The sequence below is a fragment of the Acinetobacter sp. ANC_7503 genome (assembly GCF_056780035.1).
In genome coordinates, this window is record NZ_JBWYJA010000001.1 from 270,436 (window position 1) to 290,641 (window position 20,206).

21 protein-coding genes and 1 riboswitch are annotated in these 20,206 nt (G+C 40.1%); of the genes, 2 read left to right on the forward strand and 19 right to left on the reverse strand.

The window, feature by feature from the left end:
• Positions 1–19: 19 nt before the first annotated feature.
• From AC1M9M_RS01365 to AC1M9M_RS01395, 7 genes are all read right to left on the reverse strand, one after another.
• A complete protein-coding gene (locus AC1M9M_RS01365; protein ID WP_481595394.1) occupies positions 20–268 on the reverse strand; it encodes a TIGR03643 family protein in 249 nt (82 codons plus the stop codon).
• A 270-nt stretch (positions 269–538) separates the two neighbouring features.
• Positions 539–1,555 (reverse strand): ABC transporter substrate-binding protein, encoded by a 1,017-nt coding sequence (locus AC1M9M_RS01370; protein WP_481595395.1) that lies wholly within the window; start codon positions 1,553–1,555, stop codon positions 539–541.
• Positions 1,552–3,360, reverse strand: a complete 1,809-nt coding sequence (atzF, locus tag AC1M9M_RS01375; RefSeq protein WP_481595396.1) for an allophanate hydrolase — start codon at positions 3,358–3,360, stop codon at positions 1,552–1,554. The genes AC1M9M_RS01370 and atzF overlap by 4 nt, the downstream gene beginning before the upstream one ends.
• Before the next feature lie 11 nt (positions 3,361–3,371).
• Positions 3,372–3,815, reverse strand: a complete 444-nt coding sequence (locus tag AC1M9M_RS01380) for a CopG family ribbon-helix-helix protein (protein WP_481595397.1) — start codon at positions 3,813–3,815, stop codon at positions 3,372–3,374.
• Complete coding sequence (locus AC1M9M_RS01385) at positions 3,808–3,933, reverse strand: hypothetical protein (RefSeq protein WP_481589896.1); 126 nt, start codon at positions 3,931–3,933, stop codon at positions 3,808–3,810. Before AC1M9M_RS01385 ends, AC1M9M_RS01380 begins: the two co-directional genes overlap by 8 nt.
• A gap of 254 nt (positions 3,934–4,187) precedes the next feature.
• Positions 4,188–4,820: a nitroreductase family protein gene (locus AC1M9M_RS01390; RefSeq protein ID WP_481595398.1), complete on the reverse strand. Its 633-nt coding sequence runs from the start codon at positions 4,818–4,820 to the stop codon at positions 4,188–4,190.
• A gap of 41 nt (positions 4,821–4,861) precedes the next feature.
• Positions 4,862–5,719 (reverse strand): SDR family oxidoreductase, encoded by an 858-nt coding sequence (locus AC1M9M_RS01395; protein WP_481595399.1) that lies wholly within the window; start codon positions 5,717–5,719, stop codon positions 4,862–4,864.
• Between the two features lie 128 nt (positions 5,720–5,847).
• Between AC1M9M_RS01395 and AC1M9M_RS01400 the strand changes: the two genes are divergently transcribed.
• Positions 5,848–6,225 carry a winged helix-turn-helix transcriptional regulator gene (locus AC1M9M_RS01400; protein WP_481594561.1) on the forward strand — a complete coding sequence of 126 codons (378 nt, stop codon included), beginning with the start codon at positions 5,848–5,850 and terminating at the stop codon, positions 6,223–6,225.
• A 278-nt stretch (positions 6,226–6,503) separates the two neighbouring features.
• Here the strand turns inward: AC1M9M_RS01400 and AC1M9M_RS01405 are convergent, their stop codons facing one another.
• The 11 genes from AC1M9M_RS01405 to AC1M9M_RS01455 all read right to left on the reverse strand — a co-directional run bounded on the left by AC1M9M_RS01405 (position 6,504) and on the right by AC1M9M_RS01455 (position 18,643).
• Positions 6,504–6,656 carry a hypothetical protein gene (locus AC1M9M_RS01405; protein WP_481595400.1) on the reverse strand — a complete coding sequence of 51 codons (153 nt, stop codon included), beginning with the start codon at positions 6,654–6,656 and terminating at the stop codon, positions 6,504–6,506.
• A gap of 2 nt (positions 6,657–6,658) precedes the next feature.
• Complete coding sequence (locus tag AC1M9M_RS01410; protein ID WP_481595401.1) at positions 6,659–7,582, reverse strand: Abi family protein; 924 nt, start codon at positions 7,580–7,582, stop codon at positions 6,659–6,661.
• A gap of 163 nt (positions 7,583–7,745) precedes the next feature.
• On the reverse strand, positions 7,746–11,366 hold the full coding sequence (gene uca, locus AC1M9M_RS01415; protein ID WP_481595402.1) for an urea carboxylase: 3,621 nt from the start codon (positions 11,364–11,366) through the stop codon (positions 7,746–7,748).
• 2 nt (positions 11,367–11,368) lie between these two features.
• Positions 11,369–12,022 carry an urea amidolyase associated protein UAAP2 gene (locus tag AC1M9M_RS01420; RefSeq protein ID WP_481595403.1) on the reverse strand — a complete coding sequence of 218 codons (654 nt, stop codon included), beginning with the start codon at positions 12,020–12,022 and terminating at the stop codon, positions 11,369–11,371.
• 15 nt (positions 12,023–12,037) lie between these two features.
• Positions 12,038–12,775 carry an urea amidolyase associated protein UAAP1 gene (locus AC1M9M_RS01425; protein WP_481589888.1) on the reverse strand — a complete coding sequence of 246 codons (738 nt, stop codon included), beginning with the start codon at positions 12,773–12,775 and terminating at the stop codon, positions 12,038–12,040.
• A 28-nt stretch (positions 12,776–12,803) separates the two neighbouring features.
• Positions 12,804–12,915: riboswitch (guanidine-I (ykkC/yxkD leader) on the reverse strand.
• A 220-nt stretch (positions 12,916–13,135) separates the two neighbouring features.
• Positions 13,136–13,810 (reverse strand): hypothetical protein, encoded by a 675-nt coding sequence (locus AC1M9M_RS01430; RefSeq protein ID WP_481595404.1) that lies wholly within the window; start codon positions 13,808–13,810, stop codon positions 13,136–13,138.
• Between the two features lie 299 nt (positions 13,811–14,109).
• Complete coding sequence (locus AC1M9M_RS01435; RefSeq protein WP_481595405.1) at positions 14,110–15,027, reverse strand: LysR family transcriptional regulator; 918 nt, start codon at positions 15,025–15,027, stop codon at positions 14,110–14,112.
• 103 nt (positions 15,028–15,130) lie between these two features.
• On the reverse strand, positions 15,131–15,931 hold the full coding sequence (locus tag AC1M9M_RS01440) for a sulfite exporter TauE/SafE family protein (protein WP_481595406.1): 801 nt from the start codon (positions 15,929–15,931) through the stop codon (positions 15,131–15,133).
• 43 nt (positions 15,932–15,974) lie between these two features.
• Complete coding sequence (locus AC1M9M_RS01445; RefSeq protein ID WP_481595665.1) at positions 15,975–16,469, reverse strand: flavin reductase; 495 nt, start codon at positions 16,467–16,469, stop codon at positions 15,975–15,977.
• 96 nt (positions 16,470–16,565) lie between these two features.
• Positions 16,566–17,609, reverse strand: coding sequence for a methionine synthase (locus AC1M9M_RS01450; protein ID WP_092766429.1), 1,044 nt, complete (start codon positions 17,607–17,609; stop codon positions 16,566–16,568).
• Positions 17,610–17,659: 50 nt separating this feature from the next.
• Positions 17,660–18,643, reverse strand: a complete 984-nt coding sequence (locus AC1M9M_RS01455) for a putative oxygenase MesX (protein ID WP_481589884.1) — start codon at positions 18,641–18,643, stop codon at positions 17,660–17,662.
• A gap of 336 nt (positions 18,644–18,979) precedes the next feature.
• Here AC1M9M_RS01455 and AC1M9M_RS01460 point away from each other — a divergent pair, with 336 nt between their 5' ends.
• Positions 18,980–19,648: an epoxyqueuosine reductase QueH gene (locus AC1M9M_RS01460; protein WP_481595407.1), complete on the forward strand. Its 669-nt coding sequence runs from the start codon at positions 18,980–18,982 to the stop codon at positions 19,646–19,648.
• Between the two features lie 54 nt (positions 19,649–19,702).
• Here AC1M9M_RS01460 and AC1M9M_RS01465 read toward each other — a convergent pair whose 3' ends face one another.
• Complete coding sequence (locus tag AC1M9M_RS01465) at positions 19,703–20,206, reverse strand: GNAT family N-acetyltransferase (RefSeq protein WP_481595408.1); 504 nt, start codon at positions 20,204–20,206, stop codon at positions 19,703–19,705.

Genomic DNA, 20,206 nt, shown 5'->3' on the forward strand with positions numbered 1-20,206 from the left:
GCTTTATCTCCCAATAGGCCTACTTCGGTTTATATTGTCGAGTACAGTAAGCTCTTAAAATATCTGGTGAGCGCTTGTGAAGATGCTTGGTATTCCGCCCCGCAACACGTTTACGCCACATTTCAACACTACTTTTTTTTAATTGTTGTCGCATCAATCGAATGACTGCACTTTCGTTTAATCCGTATTCCAGCAGAATGGCTTCGAAGGGTGTCCGATCTTCCCACGCCATTTCAATAATTCTGGAAATATCAGCTGTTGTATACAACGCACATGATCCTTTTTCATTCGCATCAAACGTTGATGTTAAGCGTTCATTCGTGAAAAATATGTGATTTTTTGTTGATTTATAGACACTTCATACACGCTAACGCATTCATTGTATAAAACGATTGATTTTATGATTTTAATCCGTTTCCCAGTTTTTCCATTTTTATCTATTCTTAATCCATACAAGGTAGGCAACTCTGTTGCTCTACCGACCAATCATTCAGTCCAACTTTGTGCCCAGTGCAAGCCCCTCTGCACTGGGCTTTTTTTATTTAAATGATTCAACCAATTTTGGATAAATCAGCCCATCAATATCTAGTTTTACCGTATAAACTCCATTTTCAAGATTAAACTTATTGACATGATAAGTTGATCCATAAATAGAATCTAAAGTTGAAGAGCGTTTAAATACCTTTTGATTTGCCTCAAGATCCAACAAATGTGTGCCTTGAATAAATTGTTCATATTGCTCAGGTTCTACACCAACACGCTTAGACATAATCATCAAAGCATCGTTTCTCGTCCCAGGGTCTTGAATAAATTTGACGGTTCGATCCCATACTTGAAGCACTTTTTTCCACTCTGCTTGATGCCTAGATAAATGCGTCATATTTACCGTCAACGTATCATAGATCAATCCTGGTTTATCTTGAGAACTATAGATGATTTTGGACCCAGCTACGCTTTTTAAAGCTTGATTTGCTACAGGTTGCCATACAGCGATGGCATCCACATCTGGGCTGCTAAACACTTGGGGTAATTCGTTGGTTGCTGCATTAATCAGTTTGATTTCATTGGCTGATATATTTTGATCTGAAAGTGCGGTATTCAATAAATTATGATCGACCAGCCCTTTTTCGACTGCAATCGTTTTACCCTTAAGATCTGCCACACTATGAATGCCCTCTTTTGCAAGAATGACATCATTCCCTGATGAATAATCAGTTGCTAAAATCATAATGCCCCGCGTTCCACCTGAGGCAATGACCAAATTATCCCCATGAGAAACAGAAACCGCATCCAATTGGTTTGCTGCAAAAGCATTCATAGAGGCTGAATAATCAAACCATTTAAACTCTACGTTTAATCCAGCTTCTTTAAACCACCCTTTCTCAATAGCAACTTGCCATGCCACCCATCCTGGCCAATCACTGTAACCAATACGAATCGGTTGCATTGATTTTTCGGCTTGAGCATGTTGACTTGGTTCTGGAATTTTTGCGGTTTTATCACAACCCACGAATAACAGTGCAGTTCCAATGACTCCCCAGACTATCGTTTTCATTGCACCACCTCACCAATGCTCGTGCACTTAAATTTAGTATTGGTAAAATTTGAGGCTTGAATATAATCACGCCATCCACCAAAGTGACTGATATCAAGTGCATCTGCTAAAGCATGGTTTTCACATATAAAGCCTTTCACCCATGTTCCATCAATGAGTTGGACATTGCCAATACCAAGTGGTGCTGGGACTTCAGCAACAATGTCACCGAACAATGCTCTTGGTACATCCCACACTTCCACTTCAATAGAATGACCTGATGTATCTCGTTGTAGCCCCGGCTTAGGTGGCTGAGTATTTTTTAAAGCAAATAGTTTGTAATACGGCGCAGTACGCGTTTTTTTAACCAAGGTGGCTTGTCTGCTCGTTAACTGAAAATTCAGCGGCATGCCTGTAAGATGTGCTCCCACCACTGCTAATTTAATGGTGTGCTCAGATCCTATTGATTTATGAATTTGATAGCCTTGCTTTGACGTTGCTAAATTTAATCCTGAAGTCGCTTGCCATTGCTGACCGAAGTGTGCCAAAGCTTTATCCATCCAAGCGCCAGCAACTAAAGTGATACCACTTGGCAAACCATCATCACGGATGACATTTGGGAGTGCCAATGCTGATAAATCAGCAAAATTAACAAAATTGGTATAAGCCCCCATATGCGAATTCTTTTGGATCGGATCTGCTTCAACATCTGCAATGCGATAAATCGTAGGAGCTGTTGGCACCATCAACGCATCATAATTTTTTAATTGAAGATTGATCTGCCTAGCCCATTCTGCACGCTGATACTCATCTTGCATCACATCTACAGCATTGAAGTGATCAGCTTGATCAATAATTTGCTTAATTACCGGATGACATTGCTCACGTCGAACTTTGTGTTCGACGGCATGCGTACGCTCCGCAACCCATGAGCGGTTATACAATGCAGCAGCCAATTGATTAAATACTGTGAAATCAATCTCTTTAACTTGAAATCCGAGCGATTTCATTCGAGCAATGGCTGTTTGAAATGCTTGCTCACTTTGAATATCACCATAAAATTCTAAGTGATCTGGGATTGCAATCTTGCCCTTCGAAAATTGTGTCGGGACTGTTCTCGGATGCTGTCTTGAATAAGCATCGGTCGCATCATAACCTTGCATCAATTGTGCTACCGTCCAAGCATCCTCTACTTGAGTTGCAAAAATTGAGATCACATCAATACTTCGACATGCAGGGATTAAACCTGTGGCTGAAAACCAGCCTTTGGTTGGTTTGAGTCCGACAATATTATTGAAACCCGCGGGAACTCTGCCAGAACCTGCTGTATCAGTGCCTAGGGCGAATGGTACATACCCATTTGCTACTGCAACCGCTGAGCCAGAGCTTGATCCACCGCTGATATAATCCGGATTGAAACTGTTTTTTACTGCCCCATAGGGTGAACGTACGCCAACCAATCCCGTGGCAAATTGATCTAGATTGGTCTTGCCCACCACGATTGCACCAGCAGATTTAAGCTTAGCCACTACGGTTGCATCTTGCGTTGCTAAATAAGCCGCGTCTGGGCACGCCGCAGTGGTATAAAATCCAGCAACATCAATATTGTCTTTGACAGCAAATGGCACGCCATATAACGGAAGATCAGCGATATCCTGATGGACCAATGCATCAATCTGCGCCTGTATTTGCTCTGCACTGGCTATTGAAATCCAAGCGTGATCATCATTGCAGAGTTCAGCAACATAACGCTTTAAGTCATTCAACTGAATAGTTTGATTTGTATAAGCCTGTTGCCAATCTTGTATAGTCCATAATGTCTGCACGGCGGTGCTCCTTATACGTGTTCCGAATTTTGAGGAATAGGTGGCATGACTGCATCCATCAGCTCTAAATGCCCCTTAATTACCCCTTTTAATGTTTTAAATTGCTCACTGATGGCTTTTAGGTCACTGCTGACCCCTTGCATCAACATCACCTGCATGACTTTGTCATCATCTAATTGGATATGTAGTGAACTAATCACCTGAGTCAAAAACTGTTGCTGTAAATCTATAAGCTGTGTTCTTAATGGCTTTAAACTGACGTCATACAGTAAGGTTAAAGTACCGACCATGACCTCATTTCGGCTGACGAGGTCATTGATCAAATGGTGGTTAATCATGTCAACAATGGCTTGAGATCGGCTTTCATAATGTTGATCTACAATTTTTTGATCCATAGCCTGCAATGTATTTTCAGGTAAAGTGATGCTGATCCGCGCCAGCTTCTGTTTAGGCACGTTTGAGCTCCTTAGGTTTTTGAGATTGTTGTAAGTGTAAACCGGCACGGACACTCATCAGTTCAATGAAGAATTGAAGGATGGGATGCTTCGATTGTTTGGTTTGATTTGTCGTCATCTGCAGCACCTCTAGGTATTACAAAAAAAAGAATTGGTAATACTTGGTAAATGCAGAAAACGTGCCAAAACTTTTCTTGAGATATATAAAAGAGAGCTAGGAAAAAAGTCGTTGGAAAGATTCAAAAATGTGCATGAATCAAATTTGTGCACTTGATTTGTTCAATGTTCAGAAATGCAAAAAGACCGCCTTTCTGGAGATAGACGGTCAACTCGAATGGTTATTATTTTGTCTTCTTGTTCTAATGAAATACTTTACTGGATATCAGTGACGAACTCCTCACGCGGAATACGGAATTTCTTCAATCCAATTAACCAATCTTTTTCTGGGTTACGGCGACCTAGTGCCAATAGCACCACAGACTTTAAGCCTTTTTCTTTTAAACCTAATAATTCATCCAGACCGTCTTTATCAAAACCTTCCATTGGCGTTGCATCTACACCTAACTCAGCTGCTGCCGCAATTGCCATACCAAAACCAATATGCGCTTGTTTTGCAGTATGATGGTATTGCTGCTCTTCAGTAAACGTCGAGAACAGGTTCTTTAAGTTTTGCACCACATCCATGGTCGTATCTAAAGGTAAATGACGCTCACGATTCATGGCGTTATAGCGTTCATCAATACGCTCGTCTGGAATCGTATCCCAAGCCGTAAATACCAAAAGATGCGATGACTGGGTAATTTGCGGTTGATTCAATGCAACTTGTGAAATTTTCTCTTTAAGTTCTTGGTTGCTGATCGAGATAATATGGAACGGCTGTAAGCCCGCTGAGGTCGGTGCTAAACGCGCAGCTTCAAGAATTTGATCGACTAATTCTTGCGGTAGTTTTTCACCAGTCATTTGTTTGGTTGCATAACGCCAATGTAAAGCTTCTAATAATTTCATGTATTTACCTATAATGTTTAAATGTGAATATTTTTAATTCTTTAAGCGTATAAACTCGCCAACATTGATTTGAGTGATTGGCTTGGACGACCTAAAAGTTTTTCTAAATCTTGGCTTTGAACTTCATACTGTTGATGTTTAATATCTACGACTGTGCCATATGTGAGATAGATCAGAAATTCGGGCAAACCGATTCTTTTTAACAGCTGTTGATAGGCTTCTTCAGTGAGATCGTGATATTCCACTGATATTGTTTTGAGTTGACTCAGCTCATCAGCGATATCTTGATAGCTATAAGTTTGGCTGCCGACTAACTCATAGACCTTATTCTCATGATCATTTTGAATTAAGGCATTTGCTATTGCTTCTCCTAACTCTGCTCTTAGCACATAAGGCACTTTTCCCGCTCCTCCAGAGAGCTGGATGCCTGTATCGATGACTCCTTCACCGATAATTTGTGGAATCGCTTCTGCATACATGGTGTTGCGTAGGAGTGTATATTTCAGTCCGCTTGCTTTGAGGTAATCTTCAGTTTGAAAATGACTGATCATCAAATCTTTCACCGCTGAATTTGCAATATTTTGAATGGACAAACCTGTGTAATACACATGTTGAACACCTGCTTCACGCGCAGCGTCGATGACATTCTTATGTTGTTCAAAGCGATTCATTTCCATCGTTGAAATGAGAAGTAGCTTGTCGACACCCTGAAAGGCTTTGATCAAACTTTCAGGCTGATTGAAATCTCCTTCACGGACTTCAATATGTTCATTGACATAAGGTTTGGCTTTTTCTAAGTTTCTCGCCAATACAGCAAACTCATTGTTTTGTAACTGTTGCTTTAATTGTTGCACTACACTTCGCCCTAAATGGCCAGTAGCACCAGTAACTAAAATCATTCAATAACCTTGGATTATTTTTGCAATGATGTAATTTATAGGCGAGTTAAAAAACGAGATCACTATACTGTTGTATAGTGAATTTAGGATTTTATTTGATTAAATTTTATGACGAGATGGGAGGATAGATGGCTGATTTTATGAAAGAGAATGCAGAAACATTAAGTGAAGATGACCAATGTAATTTGATGTTTATTGTAGCGCTTAAAAATGCCATGAACGTCATTAATGGCAAATGGAAATTAGCGATTGTTGCAACCATGATTAAACAGCCACGCCGTTTTAATGAGATTGAACGTCTGCTGCAAGGCATTACACCCAGAATGATTTCTAAAGAGCTCAAAGAACTTGAATTGAACAATGTTGTTGAAAAAATTGAGTCTGTTGATGAAACCACGGGTAAAACGACCTCAATGTATGATCTGACACCATCAGGTCGTGGCCTAGAAAAGTTGATGGTACAAATGGCGGTTTGGGGACAAGAGCATAAAGAGAGTTTGAAATAATTATAATTTTTTATAGATCGTATCAAGGCGGTCTAAGTCTAAGACCAGTAGCACAATTTTTGCATCGATGACTTGATAAACCAAATGATAGACTGCTGACCTGAGTTTTACATTATACAAATCGACCGATCCACTGAGTTTGTTTTTCGGGATTTTGGGATTGTTTAAAATGGCATCATATTGCGAATAAACTGTTCCGCAATTTGTGGATTGAGTTTATCGAATTTTTTAAGCGCGGTTTTTGTGAACTCGAGCTCGTAGCTCGTCTAAAGTGACCTTTATCGTTTTTTGCCCTTTAGCTTTTCTGCTAGTTCTGTTAAATGCACATCTTCCGCAAGACAATCTTTCAAAATTATTTTTGCATTTTCTAAAATTCGATTTTGACTTTCAGGACTACGATTGCTCAAAAGCAATTGTAATTTTTTAACCATTTTTACAAGCTCCAAATAGGATGTTGCTCCCAATTATCAGGGAAACCCATAGCCACACGCCAAGCCTCATTATTAACAATAGGTCTCAAAAGCTTATTTAATTGATGAGTCCACTCTGTATCGAAGCCTGTTGGTCTAAGTAAAGTCTTTAATATTAATAACACGTAGAAAATACGTTTATTTGTCGGGGTAATTGGTGCTTTCCAATGTGGATGTTTATCAACTTTCGATTTAATCGCTAATTCTTTATTCCATAATCGACCATGGTGCGCACAAATATTTCTTACATAGGTCAATATATGCAACCATTCAGCTAATTTTTCATTATGCACGGAAAATTGCTGAGAGATAGCTTTCTTATCTTCTTTACTGTCAGCCTTATTATTTATTAAACCACTATATAAAAATGACAAAGAACCAAAGCTTAAAACTTCTGTCAGCATCCAAATTGGAAGTTGGGGAAATCCATCATAATTTTGTTGAAAATGTTGAATAAAAGTATCTTTAGAACGCTCTACTTCTTTCTTGCAGGTATTTAAAAATTTACTATGATTAAATTTTGGATAAAAATTTCTCGCATCATATATACAAAATGCACCATATTGATGTGCCATATAATAGGTGATTTTTGTGCGTAGATAAGTTTCAACCATTTCTATTGCATTAAAAATTTGTAATCTTAGCTCTGTATCAAACTCGTATAACTGGATTATAACTTCGAATTTTGTATTCTTATGAAAGATATCTAAAATTTCACCTTCTTGTCTTACTCGGTAAGGATGCCAGTATGCACTTAAACGATAATAACCATATTTTGCCAATATATTCTCAGCCCAAGGAATATTATGAATATTCATACCTTTGGATTGTAGATGATGTACTTGCTCAGTATAAGATAATGGCTTTTTATTATAAGGTTTTAACATAATCAATTAATATATAGACATAAAAAACCGCCAAGGTTGCGCGGACTTCCTAAGAAGAACTAAGCGTGGCGGCTGTATTAAAATCATAATAGCGACAATTGTCGTTATTAGCAAGTGCTAATAAAAAACCGCCCTTACGGACCGCCTTTTTATCTCTATCTCATCAAGCCACTGGCGCCAACGTAAATAACACCTGCCCCGTTTTTACGGTTTGCCCTTTCTCAATGGTAATCGCTTCAACCTTCATACGTTCAGGCGCAATAATCGGAATCTCAATTTTCATCGCTTCTATTACAGCAAGCGTTGCACCTTCTTCCACAATATCCCCTGACTGACATTCAATTTTCCAAATTGAACCCGGCATATGCGATTCCACCGCACAGCCACCTTCAGGCACTTCCACGCCTTCACCATCATCCACAGCATCTAAACTTTCAGAGACATATTCTGCAAGTCCTGCTTCATGCCAGCGACGACGTTCTGCATCAAAGTTAGCCTGTTGTACCGACTTAAATGCTGAAATGGATGCTTGGTTTTCCGTTAAGAAGTCGTTGTACTCTTTTAAGTTGAGCACACCTTCTTCAATACGAAGTTTTAAGCGCCCTGCTTTAAAATCCTCACGCATCTGCATGAGTTCTTCTTCAGACACTTCGTAAAACTTAATTTGGTCAAAGAAGCGTAATAACCACGGTTTACCTTGCTCAAAGTCAGCATTTTTACGGTAGCGTGACCACATTTGCGTGGTACGACCAACAAACTGATAGCCCCCCGGACCTTCCATGCCATACACGCACATATAAGCACCACCAATGCCCACGGCATTTTCAGGGGTCCATGTACGTGCAGGGTTATATTTGGTCGTCACCAAACGCTGACGCGGATCAAGTGGTGTTGCGACAGGAGCACCGAGATAAACATCGCCCAAGCCCATGACCAAATAACTTGCGTCATACACCACATCTTTCACAGCTTGTTTATCTTTTAAGCCATTAATACGACGGATAAATTCGATATTGTCCGGACACCATGGTGCATCAGGTCGCACAGTTTGCATATAGCGTTCGGTTGCCAATTGGGTTTGTGAGTCTTCCCAAGCGAGTGGTAAATACACCGTACGTGATGGCACTTGCATTTGCGTCACATCAGGCAATTCAGCTTCAGCGACTTGCAATAAACGCAGTAAATCAAGCTGATCGAATTTTAATGAGTCAAAATGGATTTGCAGTGAACGAATACCCGGTGTTAGGTCGATAATGCCCTGAATATTTTGCTTTTGTACCCATTGCATCAAAGCATGAATACGGAAACGTAAGTTTAGATCCAGCACCAACTCGCCATATTCCACCAACATGTAGTTGTTGCCGGCAGGACGATACACCACATCAGGCGCTCCATTTTTACCTTTTAAGGTATCGAGGACGGCATTTTTTAAAGTAGCAAGCTCAGGATAGAAAGACTCATCAAATGCCACCGCTTCTGTATCTGAAGCCTCTAATTGCGCATGATATTTTTCATTTAAAAGTTTGGCTTGGTGATAGCTCACAGGGACAAATTTTACTTTATCACCGGCTTTAAGCTGACCGAGTTTCCATAGTTCGGAATGAATCACCACTGCAGGACAAACAAAACCACCGAGACTTGGACCATCTGGACCGAGAATAATCGGCATATCACCCGTGAAGTCGATGGCACCAATCGCATAGGCATTGTCATGAATGTTGGATGGATGCAGACCTGCTTCACCACCGTCGATACGTGCCCATTCAGGCTTTGGACCAATTAAACGGATACCGGTCCGGCTCGAGTTAAAGTGAATCTCAAAGGTATTGGCAAAGAAAGTATCAATGTCATTTTTGGTAAAGAAATCAGGTGCACCATGCGGACCATACATCACCGCAATTTCCCATTCATGGCTAAATGAAGGCACTTGTTCAGGTGCAAGAGCTTTAATTTCATCGCTTGTGAATGCTGTAATTGGGAGCATATCGCCAATAAGTAAGTTACGACCTGCGTGACCACCAAACTGACCTAAGGTAAAGGTTGCTTGAGAGCCTAGATATTCAGGCACATTTAGCCCACCTTTGATGCCGATATAGGTACGGCAACCTGTGGCAATTTCGCCACATTTGAGAATCTGACCTTTACGTACATTCACGGTTTGCCACATTGGCACAGACTGACCATCTAAAGTCGACGGCATATCACCGCCGGCAAGTACGATTTGGCTGTCACAATGGAATTTTAAGGTTGGCCCTTGTAGGGTACATTCAAGCCCTGCAGTGTTATAGGCATTACCAAGCAACTGGTTTGCAACATTCAGCGATAATGGATCTATCGCACCTGAGGGTGGCACACCGACATCCCAATAGCCCAAACGCCCTGTGACATCTTGCACGGCGGTTTGAATGCCGGCTTGTAGCACTTCAATCTTTTGAGTTTTCCACTCAAAGGTATTTAAGAAGCGTGTGGTTTGTGTGCCGGCTTTAAACACTTCACAGTCGATGATGTTTTGTAGATATTCAAGATTGGTTTCAATCCCCGCAACAGAGGTTTTCGCCAAAGTATCGGTCATGGCTTGAATCGCAGAAGCTCGATCATCTGCAGTGACAATGATTTTAGCAATCATCGGGTCATAGAATGACGATACATTCGAGCCTGTTTCGACCCATGTTTCATTTCGGGCATTAGCATCAAACTCAACATGTGTCAGTAAACCGGCACTTGGTTGGAAGTTTTTAATTGGGTCTTCAGCGTACAAACGCACTTGAATCGAATGACCTTTGGATTCGAGTTTTTCAGTTGGCGCAGTCCAATCACCGCTGGCCAATGTCACCATCCATTCCACCAAGTCCACACCAAAGACTTGCTCGGTCACGCCATGTTCCACTTGTAGACGAGTGTTTACCTCTAAGAAATAGAATGCTTGTGTGTCAGTATCCATCACAAATTCAACCGTACCGGCAGAACGGTAATTTACCGACTGCATGAGTTGAATGGCAACATTTTGGATGTAGGCACGTTGTTCATCATTGATATGCGGTGCCGGGGTTTCCTCAATCACTTTTTGGTTACGACGTTGTACCGAACAATCACGCTCACCGAGTGCAATCACTTGACCTTGACCATCACCAAAAATTTGCACTTCGATATGACGGGCATTTTGCACAAATTTCTCTAAGTACAAACCTGCATCTTTAAAGTTGGCTTGTGCTAAATAAGACACGGTTGCATAGGCATCTTTCAGCTCTGCTTCGTTCCAGACCAAGCGCATGCCGATCCCACCGCCACCTGCGGTACTTTTCAGCATCACAGGATAACCAATACGATCAGCCTCAAGCAGTGCTTCAGCTTCATCCGCCAATAACTGACTACCCGGAAGTAGCGGTACATTGGCTTGAATCGCAAGTTCACGTGCCGTGTGTTTAAGACCAAAGGCACGCATTTGCGCGGAGTTTGGACCAATAAAAGCAATGCCTTGTGACTCGCACAAATCGCAGAATTCAGCATTTTCAGACAAGAAGCCATAACCCGGATGGATCGCTTGTGCGCCGGTTTTCTTGGCCACTTCTAAAATTTTATCGACATTTAAATAGCTTTGGTTGGCTGGTGCTTCACCGATATACACTGCCTCATCGGCCAAAGTCACATGCAATGAATCACGATCAGCCTCTGAATAGACCGCAACTGATTGGATACCTAATTTTTTAAGGGTACGAATGACACGACACGCAATTGCACCACGGTTGGCGATCAAAACTTTATTCAATCCATATTTTTTAGTCATGGTTATGCGTCCTCGCCTTCACGGATGATCAATTGAATTTTGGTTGGGTTATAGGCATTACAAGGATTATTCAGTTGTGGGCAGTTGGAGATCAGCACGATTAAATCCATTTCCGCTTTAATTTCCACATATTTACCCGGTGCAGAAATACCATCATCAAACTTTAGATGCCCCTCAGAGGTCACGGGCACATTCATAAAAAAGTTAATATTTGGACCGATGTGACGCACGTTTAAGCCGTGTTTTTTGGCAATTGGATGCTGAGACAGCGCAATCATGAAATTGTTACGGCAACTGTGCATTGGATATTTGTCATGTGCATAACGAACGGTGTTACTTTCACATGAACAAGCACCGCCTAAGGTGTCATGGCGACCGCAGTTATCATCATGAATGATGGCAATTTTGTTGCCAAAGTTGGTGTATAAAGCTGTACCTTTTTCTAAATAGATTTGTTTATTAATCGCTAAGGTATCAGTTGCGCTATAACGCTCTTCAGGGTTTGAAGCCGAGATAAACAGCGTATCCACCGCTTGGTTGCCTTCTAAATCCACAATACGGAAATATTGCCCTTTTTTGACTTCGCACATCCATGCTTCACCAGCAGGACATACTTCGCTTAAAACTGATTTTTCTAATTTTACGAGTGCAGTCATGTTGTATTCTCCCAATTAAGCGCTGAGTGCGTAGTAACGAGTATTGTTTTGAAATGCACGCTGATTTTGCGGGCATGAATCACGACATACATCGCTGTCGCTTAAAGGAAGTGCTTTGTATAAAGACAATTGAACATCGGCAGGTGCATATTCGGTGCTGGTGTCTAAAGCATGCGGTGCAGAGGATAAAAACACCAAGCAATCCATTTCAAAGCGCAGTTCAATCACTTGATTCGTATTGTCAGATGCCACATAGCTGAGATTGCCATGGTCATCCGGTTGAACTTTAGAAAACAAATTTAAAGTACTGCTGAGGTCTGTTGCAGATAAACCAAACTTGGTCATTTCAAGCAATAACGAATCTTTGCCGTTACGGTACATGTCGTTGCGTACATCTTGAAAGGTTTTTGAACCAAATTGTTGTTCAATTTGTTGTGCGGTACTTGGTGCACAAAATGCATCATTCCAGCCATGGTCATCTTTGACGATAGAGATCATCGCGCGACCAAGGTCAGATGCAAGGATATGTCCTGTACTTAAAAATGCCGTATGTTGCCCTTTTAAGCTGTCTGGCATGTTGTAGCGTTCGAGCTTATCTTCGCTATTGATGCAGTACAGTGCCACATTGGCATTTTTACCTAAGGCTTTGAGTTGTAATACTGCGCCACGCTGAATACGTGCTGACCAGTGGTGTCCACCCGGTAAACGTTCCGTCCAAAGGACTTGATCTTCGTGATAAGTTATTGTGCTCATATGCATCCATCCCAATCTTCTACGGTTTACCTCCCGGGCTTTTATCCCTCCGTGTAGCTTGAGCTTGCAACTTAAGCCGTGAACTCTCGGTCGCAGACCTACATGAAACTTCATGTATCGGAACCCTAGATCACTTTATGATTGAATAGATAGATGCAAAGGCTGTGCCAAAGTAATACTTTTTTGTATTTTAGTATTACTATCGCTTGATATATAACATTTCTCTTAGAGCTGATTGTATTGAACAGAATTTAATTCAAGTAAACCTGTTGAATCAGTCGGAGTAAAGAATACTCGGTAAGCACCGAAATTAACCTGCGTGCAATTTTCTTGTGCAAAGAAAAAAGCTAACACATGATTCTATTTTGTTTGTTTTGAGCGGTTATTTTCTGATTGCTTAAGTAGGTTTAGACTCTGATTGATATCACGCACAGTGATTAACTTAAAAATCATAACTAAGCTTCCAAGTGCTACGAACAAAAGAAATACAAGTAAAATGATTAAAGTCATCCCTGTGTTTAATGCGCTATCTGAGGTATAACGAGCTAAAAACCAAGTAAAATTTGAAAATATAAAAAAAGCTAAGGAACCGGTGACGGTATATAGAGCACCATACGCTAACCCTTTAAAGACTAATTCCCGTTCTGAATAAATACATTGAATTTCTCCATTTTCAACTTTAAAAAATTTCCATGTAGTGCGAAGGGACTTCACTAAGTAAAAATAGTAATCTGCATATTTGCGTATAAGTATATCGGATAAAAATGAAGGAATCTCGACACCGCCATTAAGTTGATCACTGGCAATTTTCTTCAAAAAAGGATCTATTGTTTTATTCGGGCTTACATAGATAAATTCTCGAATGTAAAAAGATGCAGCCTCATATAAATTTTTATTTTCATTAAAACTTTTTAGACTCACAAAATACGTTTTTCGACCGTAAAAGACAGCGACGATACCTATAAGCGTCGTACAAATAATCGAAAATAAGCTGAGATAGTCTGAGACTGAAAATGAAGGTATGAGTTGTATCATGGATATAATCTTAAATTTATAATGTATTGAGTTTTATAATTAAAAAACCACTTAGATAAATGACCAAAATAATGGACAATGGACTGAGATCAAATCGTTTACTTTCTACAAACAGATGATGAGTCCAATGTCTCGATGTCAGACATCAATCTTAGTTAAAAAAGTATAATCAAAAGCAAAAAATTCGTCTTCATACAAATAATAGCGACTATCTAATTTTCATCTTAACTTCGCTCATTATTGATATGAAGATTCATTCGAGGTTCAATCTTCACTTTATTCAGAATGATTAAACTTTCTTACATGTAATAAAGTTTTCTTGATTCTGAAAATTTAGCTAATTTTTTTATAAATGAATCGAAATAATCTTTTTTCTTATCTTCAGTTCGAAAACCTGCATATAAAGTACGCCTTAACCCCTCTGGTGCAACGCACTCTAGGCGACGTGAAGTGACCCACCCTTTGGTTTCATATTCGTTTACCACCCAATCTGGTAAAGCTGCGATTCCACGCCCACTTGCGACTAACTGAATCAGCATCTGGGTCAGATCTGTGGTTCGAATATTTTTTGGAAGAATATTTGCAGGAATGAACAACTTCGACATGATATCTAAACGATGTTTGTCTACTGGAAATGTAATCAGCGTTTCTTCAGCTAAATCTTGAACAGTAATGTTTTTTGCACGTACCAAAGGATGTGTTGTAGATAAAACAAGTCGTGATTCATATTTAAATACTGGGAAATATTCAACTCCCTTTAATGCAATTGGGTCTGCAGTAATCAACAAATCAAATTCGCCATTTTGTAGCAATTCATGAGGATTTGCTTCAAACCCTGATGCGAAATCTAAATCAACATCAGGATATTGGTTTCGATACTGATTTAATATCGGCATGAGCCAATCAAAACAACTATGGCATTCTGAAGAAAATGTAATTCTGCCAGTTTGCCCATGGATAATACGCGTGATATCGCTTTGAGCAATCTGAACTTGCGGTAAAATTTCATCCGCTAACTGCAACAGTCTTAAGCCAACATTAGAAAAAGTAATTGGTCTCGTCTTGCGGTTGACGACTTCAACCCCCATCCACTGATCAAGCTCACGTAACTGATGAGATACGGCTGAAGGTGTAATGCAGAGATCACTCGCTGCAGCGACTAAAGAGCCATGCTCTCTCAAAGCCAATAGCATTTTCAAATGTTTTAGTTCGATCATATGGGAAAAAACTCAAATTATGATCCCTCTAGGGACATATTAAAATCTTCGCTTTAGCCCACATTAAGTGAGCTATCTAGGCTGATAAGACATTTGGGTGAAATTAAATCAATCCTTTTACAAGGAAGATACTTCCTATGATAACCAACAAGACAGCGAAACATTTCTTTAACATTGCTGGCGATAAGGTATGTGCAGTTTTGGCACCAAATTTTGCTGTTATAAAACTCATCACACTAATGCCAATGAAAGCATAAATATGAACATACCCGATGGTATTCGGCACATTGATCTCAGCAGTCATACCAAAAACCATAAACCCTATAGCACCAGCTAGAGCTATTGGTAATCCACAAGCAGCAGATGTACCGACAGACTTTTGCATCACCACCCCATAACGATTCAGATATGGAACGGTCAGACTACCACCACCAATTCCAAAGAGTGCCGATGCAATCCCAATGACACTACCTGCTGCAACTTGCTGACTTGATGAAGGAAGAGTCATTGTTGAATTAATTGCTTTGTTCGAGCCTGTAAACATAGTATACGCCACCCAAATCAAAAATAAGCCGACCATGATTTGAAGATGTAATCCCGGTAACAAACCAGCAATTCCAGCACCTGCAAAACAGCCGATGGCCATGGGTGGAGCTAAATTTTTAAATACAGGCCATAGCACGGCACCATTTTTATGGTGTGCCATTAATGAGCTAATCGAAGTGACAACGATTGTTGCTAAAGATGTACCTAATGCCAGATGCATAATGACATCAGGATCATAACCCATTTGGGTAAAGACAATAAAAAGTAGTGGCACAATAATCGTACCACCGCCTACACCAAACAGCCCAGCCGCAAAACCAGCAAATGCACCGATGATTAAAAAGGTTATAAGTTCCACAATAGACTAACTTTTAAAAAGATGAAGGGATTAAGGGGTTGAGTTAAGCGTGTTCCAACTGACCCACTTGATGATAAGCACGGTTAAAGTACACCAAACTCTCTTCTTGATTACTTTGCTTTACTGCAGTCACACGGCATAAAAAAATACTATGTGTACCGACTTGTTGAATATTCTCAATCTCGCAATCAAAACTGACTAAAGCATCTTCTAAAATCGGCGACCCAGTTTTTAAATCAATCCAATCACCTACTCTGAAGCGATCTTCTGAGCTGAGCTTGCTTGAAGCAAAAGCATTCGAAAGCTGTTCATGCTGAGTACTCAGTACGTTTACAGCTAAGACTTTATTTTCAACAAAATGTGCATGTGAACGAGAGGACTGATTCATACAGACTAATAGTGTTGGCGGAGTATCTGTGACACTACATACCGCAGATGCAGTAAAGCCATGCATCCCTGCTTCGCCTGTGGTTGTAATCACATTTACCGCAGTTGTAAGTAAAGACATTGCATTTCTAAAGTCTGTTGCTTCAATCATCTCTTTCATCTCAAATATACATATGACGTGTCGTACATTAGACAGAACAAATGATCTTGCGACGATTTGCCCTGATTAATACAAGACTACGTTTGATTAAGCTTCTAGCTCTTTACGGACAATGGCAGCTCCAGCACTTAAAGCCTCAAGCTTGCCACGTGCCACTTGACGAGAGAGCGGCGTCATACCACAGTTCGTTGATGGATAAAGCTTATCCGCGTCCACAAATTGCAAAGCTTTACGCAGGGTATTCGCGACTTCTTCTGCGGTTTCAACTTGATTAGTTGCCACATCAATTGCACCGACCATGACTTTCTTACCACGAATCAATTCAATCAAATCCATTGGCACACGTGAGTTTTGGCATTCAAGCGAAATAATATCGAGCTTAGATTGTTGTAGCTTCGGAAATGACTCTTCGTATTGACGCCATTCATTACCCAAAGTTTGTTTCCAATCGGTATTGGCTTTAATACCGTAACCGTAGCAAATATGAACCGCAGTTTCACATTTTAAACCTTCAAGTGCACGCTCTAGGGTTGGTACCCCCCAATCATTTACTTCATCGAAGAATACGTTAAACGCCGGTTCATCGAATTGGATAATATCCACGCCTGCTGCTTCAAGCTCTAAAGCTTCTTGGTTTAAAATTTTGGCAAATTCCCAAGCCAATTTTTCACGGCTCTTGTAGTGACCATCAAATAAAGTATCAATCATGGTCATTGGACCAGGCAACGCCCATTTAATTGGCTGATTGGTTTGGCTACGCAAGAATTTCGCATCTTCAACAAATACCGCTTGTTTACGAGAAACTTCGCCCACAACAGAAGGTACACTTGCATCATAACGATTACGAATACGCATGGTTTCACGCTTTTCGAAATCCACACCTTCAAGATGCTCAATAAATGTAGTGACGAAGTGCTGACGGGTTTGTTCACCATCACTCACGATATCAATACCAGCAGTGACTTGCTCATGTAATGATAATTTCAATGCATCACGTTTTGCCTCAAGAAGCTCTTCCCCTTCGAGTTTCCATGCAGACCATAGTTTTTCAGGCTCAGCTAACCAAGATGGTTTCGGTAAACTACCCGCAGTTGAAGTTGGGAGTAATAATTTCGGTGGTGTAAGTGCCATGTCTAATCTTCTTTCTCTAAATTCGTGAATCTGTATATCAATTGGATGTTTTAAGCAGCTGTTTCGACTTCGAAATTTTCAGCCCATTCATTTAAAATGTCTTGATAAGGCTTAATGAAATTTTCTTCTGTCCATTTACCTTGTTTGACTGCTAACTCAGCACGTTCTACACGGTCATAAACAATACGAGTTAGTGAGTAGTCGCCATAGCTTAAGCTTGGTTTATATTCCACGCCTGCTGGTGAGTTAGTATTGTAAATTTCAGGACGGTAGATTTTTTGAAAGCTTTCCATAGTTGCAATCGCACTGATCAATTCAAAATCAGTGTAATCACGAAGTAAATCTCCAGCGAAATAGAATGCGAGTGGTGCGTTACCACCTTCAGGTTTGAAATAACGTACACGTAAGCCCATTTTGGCAAAATATTCATCGGTACGTGAATATTCATCATTTTTGTATTCCACACCCAAAATAGGATGTACGTTGGTGGTACGGTAATAGGTTTTAGAGGTTGAAACACTCAAGCAAATTACTGGTTCTTTATTGAATTCTGCTTTAAATACTGCTGAATTCACCAGATGTTTATACAATTTGCCATGTAGATTACCAAAATCTTCAGGTTTTTCACCCACGCCACAACCCAACTGAGGCAATACCACACTGAAGTCATAATCACGCACATAAGATGAGAAGCTATTGCCAATCATACCTTCAATACGTTCACCTGTTTGGTGATCAATCACCACACTTTTCAGTGTTTCAATAAATGGGAAAGTTTGTCCATTGCCTTCGATATCAATTTCTGCAGAAATGATGTCGATCTCAAGTGAATAGCGATCACCTTTAGGATTATCGACAGTCGCTAAGCTATTAAAACGGTTGTTGATCATCGCAAGTGTACGGCGCAGATTTTCCTGACGACTTTCACCACGAGCCAAATTAGCAAAGTTTGTAGTCAAACGTGTACTTTCTGCTGGCGTATAGTTTTCATCAAAACGGATACGTTTAATTGAACACTCAAATGCTGTACTCATGGAGATTGCCACCTAAAATTTTATAAAAAGCTAAATTTCTGAATGGCTGTATTTAAACGTGAATAATAAAGTGAGTAAAACGATATAAATTCAGCTTAAGATGAGAATCCCTCATGTTAAAGCATATTCGCTATTTCAAAGCGATTTAGAATAGATGAGCTAACTTATCCATGCAGTTAATGAGTAGATCACTGGTATACGGATGCGATTCCGTCCACTCAAATGGTGCTCAAGTGAATTTATCTCAACCTAACCTTAGAAAATATCAGCTTATTAGAGGTTTAATTATCTACTCAATCTTTAAAATATAGGGTTTAAATTTAAACCTATATAACCATGTCAAACAAACTTGAACGTCAAAAACTGTCTCTCCCAGCAGGTCACGACAAACTTCTACTTCATTCCTGCTGTGCACCATGCTCGGGTGAAGTGATGGAAACCCTGATTGAATCAGGCATCAACTTTTCGATCTTTTTTTATAACCCCAATATTCACCCTGTCAAAGAATATGAAATTCGTAAAGAAGAAAATATTCGCTTTGCCGAAAAACATAATATCCCTTTTATCGACTGTGATTACGATACAGACAATTGGTTTGCACGCGCCAAAGGTATGGAAAATGAACCTGAAAAAGGCATTCGCTGTACTATGTGTTTTGACATGCGTTTTGAACGTACAGCTTTATATGCAGCTGAAAATGACTTCAGTCTAATAAGTAGTTCGCTTGGTATTTCCCGTTGGAAAGATATGAAGCAAATCAACGACTGTGGTCATCGTTCAGCTTCACATTATGAAGGGATAACTTATTGGGATTACAACTGGCGTAAGAATGGTGGTGCTGTGCGTATGCTCGAAATCAGCAAAAAAGAGGAGTTTTACCAACAGGAATATTGTGGTTGCGTCTATTCCTTACGTGATACTAATCGTTGGCGTATGAGCCAAGGGCGTGATCGCATCAAAATAGGTGTGAAATTCTATTCAAATGCTCTGGATGATCTAGACTGATTACTGCAGTATTTAGCTATAATCTATATAAATAATTAAGCTTATGGCTAAATTTCAAAATCGTTGATCAGATTTTATAGTTCTTAACATATGAATGGTATTGTAAGTTTTTAACCACTCACGTTTAATCACGTCGAAACCTTGTAAACGCCAAAATTGCTCCGCTGCAGGTAAAAAGGGATGTGTATGCAAATACAAGGTTTCTATGCCGTGTTGCTCGGCATGTGTAAATAATAACTGACACAGTTGCGTGGCAATGCCTTGTCGACGATATTCAGGCAGTACAAAAAGTTTGACCACCTCAACAGCACCTTCAGCAATATCCAAATCAAAACGTCCGTCATAGGCACGGTAAGCAATCGTTGCAATAATTTTGGCTTGATTTTTGACCACGATAAAACAGCCTAAAGGACTGTCCACATAGTACTGCTCAAACTGGGCAATATCTTTTGGAATACAAGCACCATACAGTTCTGGAAATAAAAGCTGCCGTGAATATAAAGCAAATTGAATGACAGATTGATCGGCGGATTGCAGTGTTTCATAGGTTAAATTCAT

Excerpts from the sequence above, each read along its gene's own strand:
- AC1M9M_RS01455 (WP_481589884.1), bottom strand. The coding sequence starts at position 18,643 with ATGAGTACAGCATTTGAGTGTTCAATTAAACGTATCCGTTTTGATGAA.
- AC1M9M_RS01370 (WP_481595395.1), bottom strand. The coding sequence starts at position 1,555 with ATGAAAACGATAGTCTGGGGAGTCATTGGAACTGCACTGTTATTCGTG.
- AC1M9M_RS01395 (WP_481595399.1), bottom strand. The coding sequence starts at position 5,719 with ATGATTTTAGTTACTGGTGCTACTGGCCATTTAGGGCGAAGTGTAGTG.
- AC1M9M_RS01420 (WP_481595403.1), bottom strand. The coding sequence starts at position 12,022 with ATGACTGCACTCGTAAAATTAGAAAAATCAGTTTTAAGCGAAGTATGT.
- AC1M9M_RS01435 (WP_481595405.1), bottom strand. The coding sequence starts at position 15,027 with ATGATCGAACTAAAACATTTGAAAATGCTATTGGCTTTGAGAGAGCAT.
- AC1M9M_RS01385 (WP_481589896.1), bottom strand. The coding sequence starts at position 3,933 with ATGACGACAAATCAAACCAAACAATCGAAGCATCCCATCCTTCAATTC.
- AC1M9M_RS01450 (WP_092766429.1), bottom strand. The coding sequence starts at position 17,609 with ATGGCACTTACACCACCGAAATTATTACTCCCAACTTCAACTGCGGGT.
- AC1M9M_RS01445 (WP_481595665.1), bottom strand. The coding sequence starts at position 16,469 with ATGATTGAAGCAACAGACTTTAGAAATGCAATGTCTTTACTTACAACT.
- AC1M9M_RS01405 (WP_481595400.1), bottom strand. The coding sequence starts at position 6,656 with ATGGTTAAAAAATTACAATTGCTTTTGAGCAATCGTAGTCCTGAAAGT.
- AC1M9M_RS01465 (WP_481595408.1), bottom strand. The coding sequence starts at position 20,206 with ATGAATTTAACCTATGAAACACTGCAATCCGCCGATCAATCTGTCATT.
- AC1M9M_RS01425 (WP_481589888.1), bottom strand. The coding sequence starts at position 12,775 with ATGAGCACAATAACTTATCACGAAGATCAAGTCCTTTGGACGGAACGT.
- AC1M9M_RS01430 (WP_481595404.1), bottom strand. The coding sequence starts at position 13,810 with ATGATACAACTCATACCTTCATTTTCAGTCTCAGACTATCTCAGCTTA.
- AC1M9M_RS01390 (WP_481595398.1), bottom strand. The coding sequence starts at position 4,820 with ATGAAATTATTAGAAGCTTTACATTGGCGTTATGCAACCAAACAAATG.
- AC1M9M_RS01400 (WP_481594561.1), top strand. The coding sequence starts at position 5,848 with ATGGCTGATTTTATGAAAGAGAATGCAGAAACATTAAGTGAAGATGAC.
- AC1M9M_RS01460 (WP_481595407.1), top strand. The coding sequence starts at position 18,980 with ATGTCAAACAAACTTGAACGTCAAAAACTGTCTCTCCCAGCAGGTCAC.
- AC1M9M_RS01410 (WP_481595401.1), bottom strand. The coding sequence starts at position 7,582 with ATGTTAAAACCTTATAATAAAAAGCCATTATCTTATACTGAGCAAGTA.
- uca (WP_481595402.1), bottom strand. The coding sequence starts at position 11,366 with ATGACTAAAAAATATGGATTGAATAAAGTTTTGATCGCCAACCGTGGT.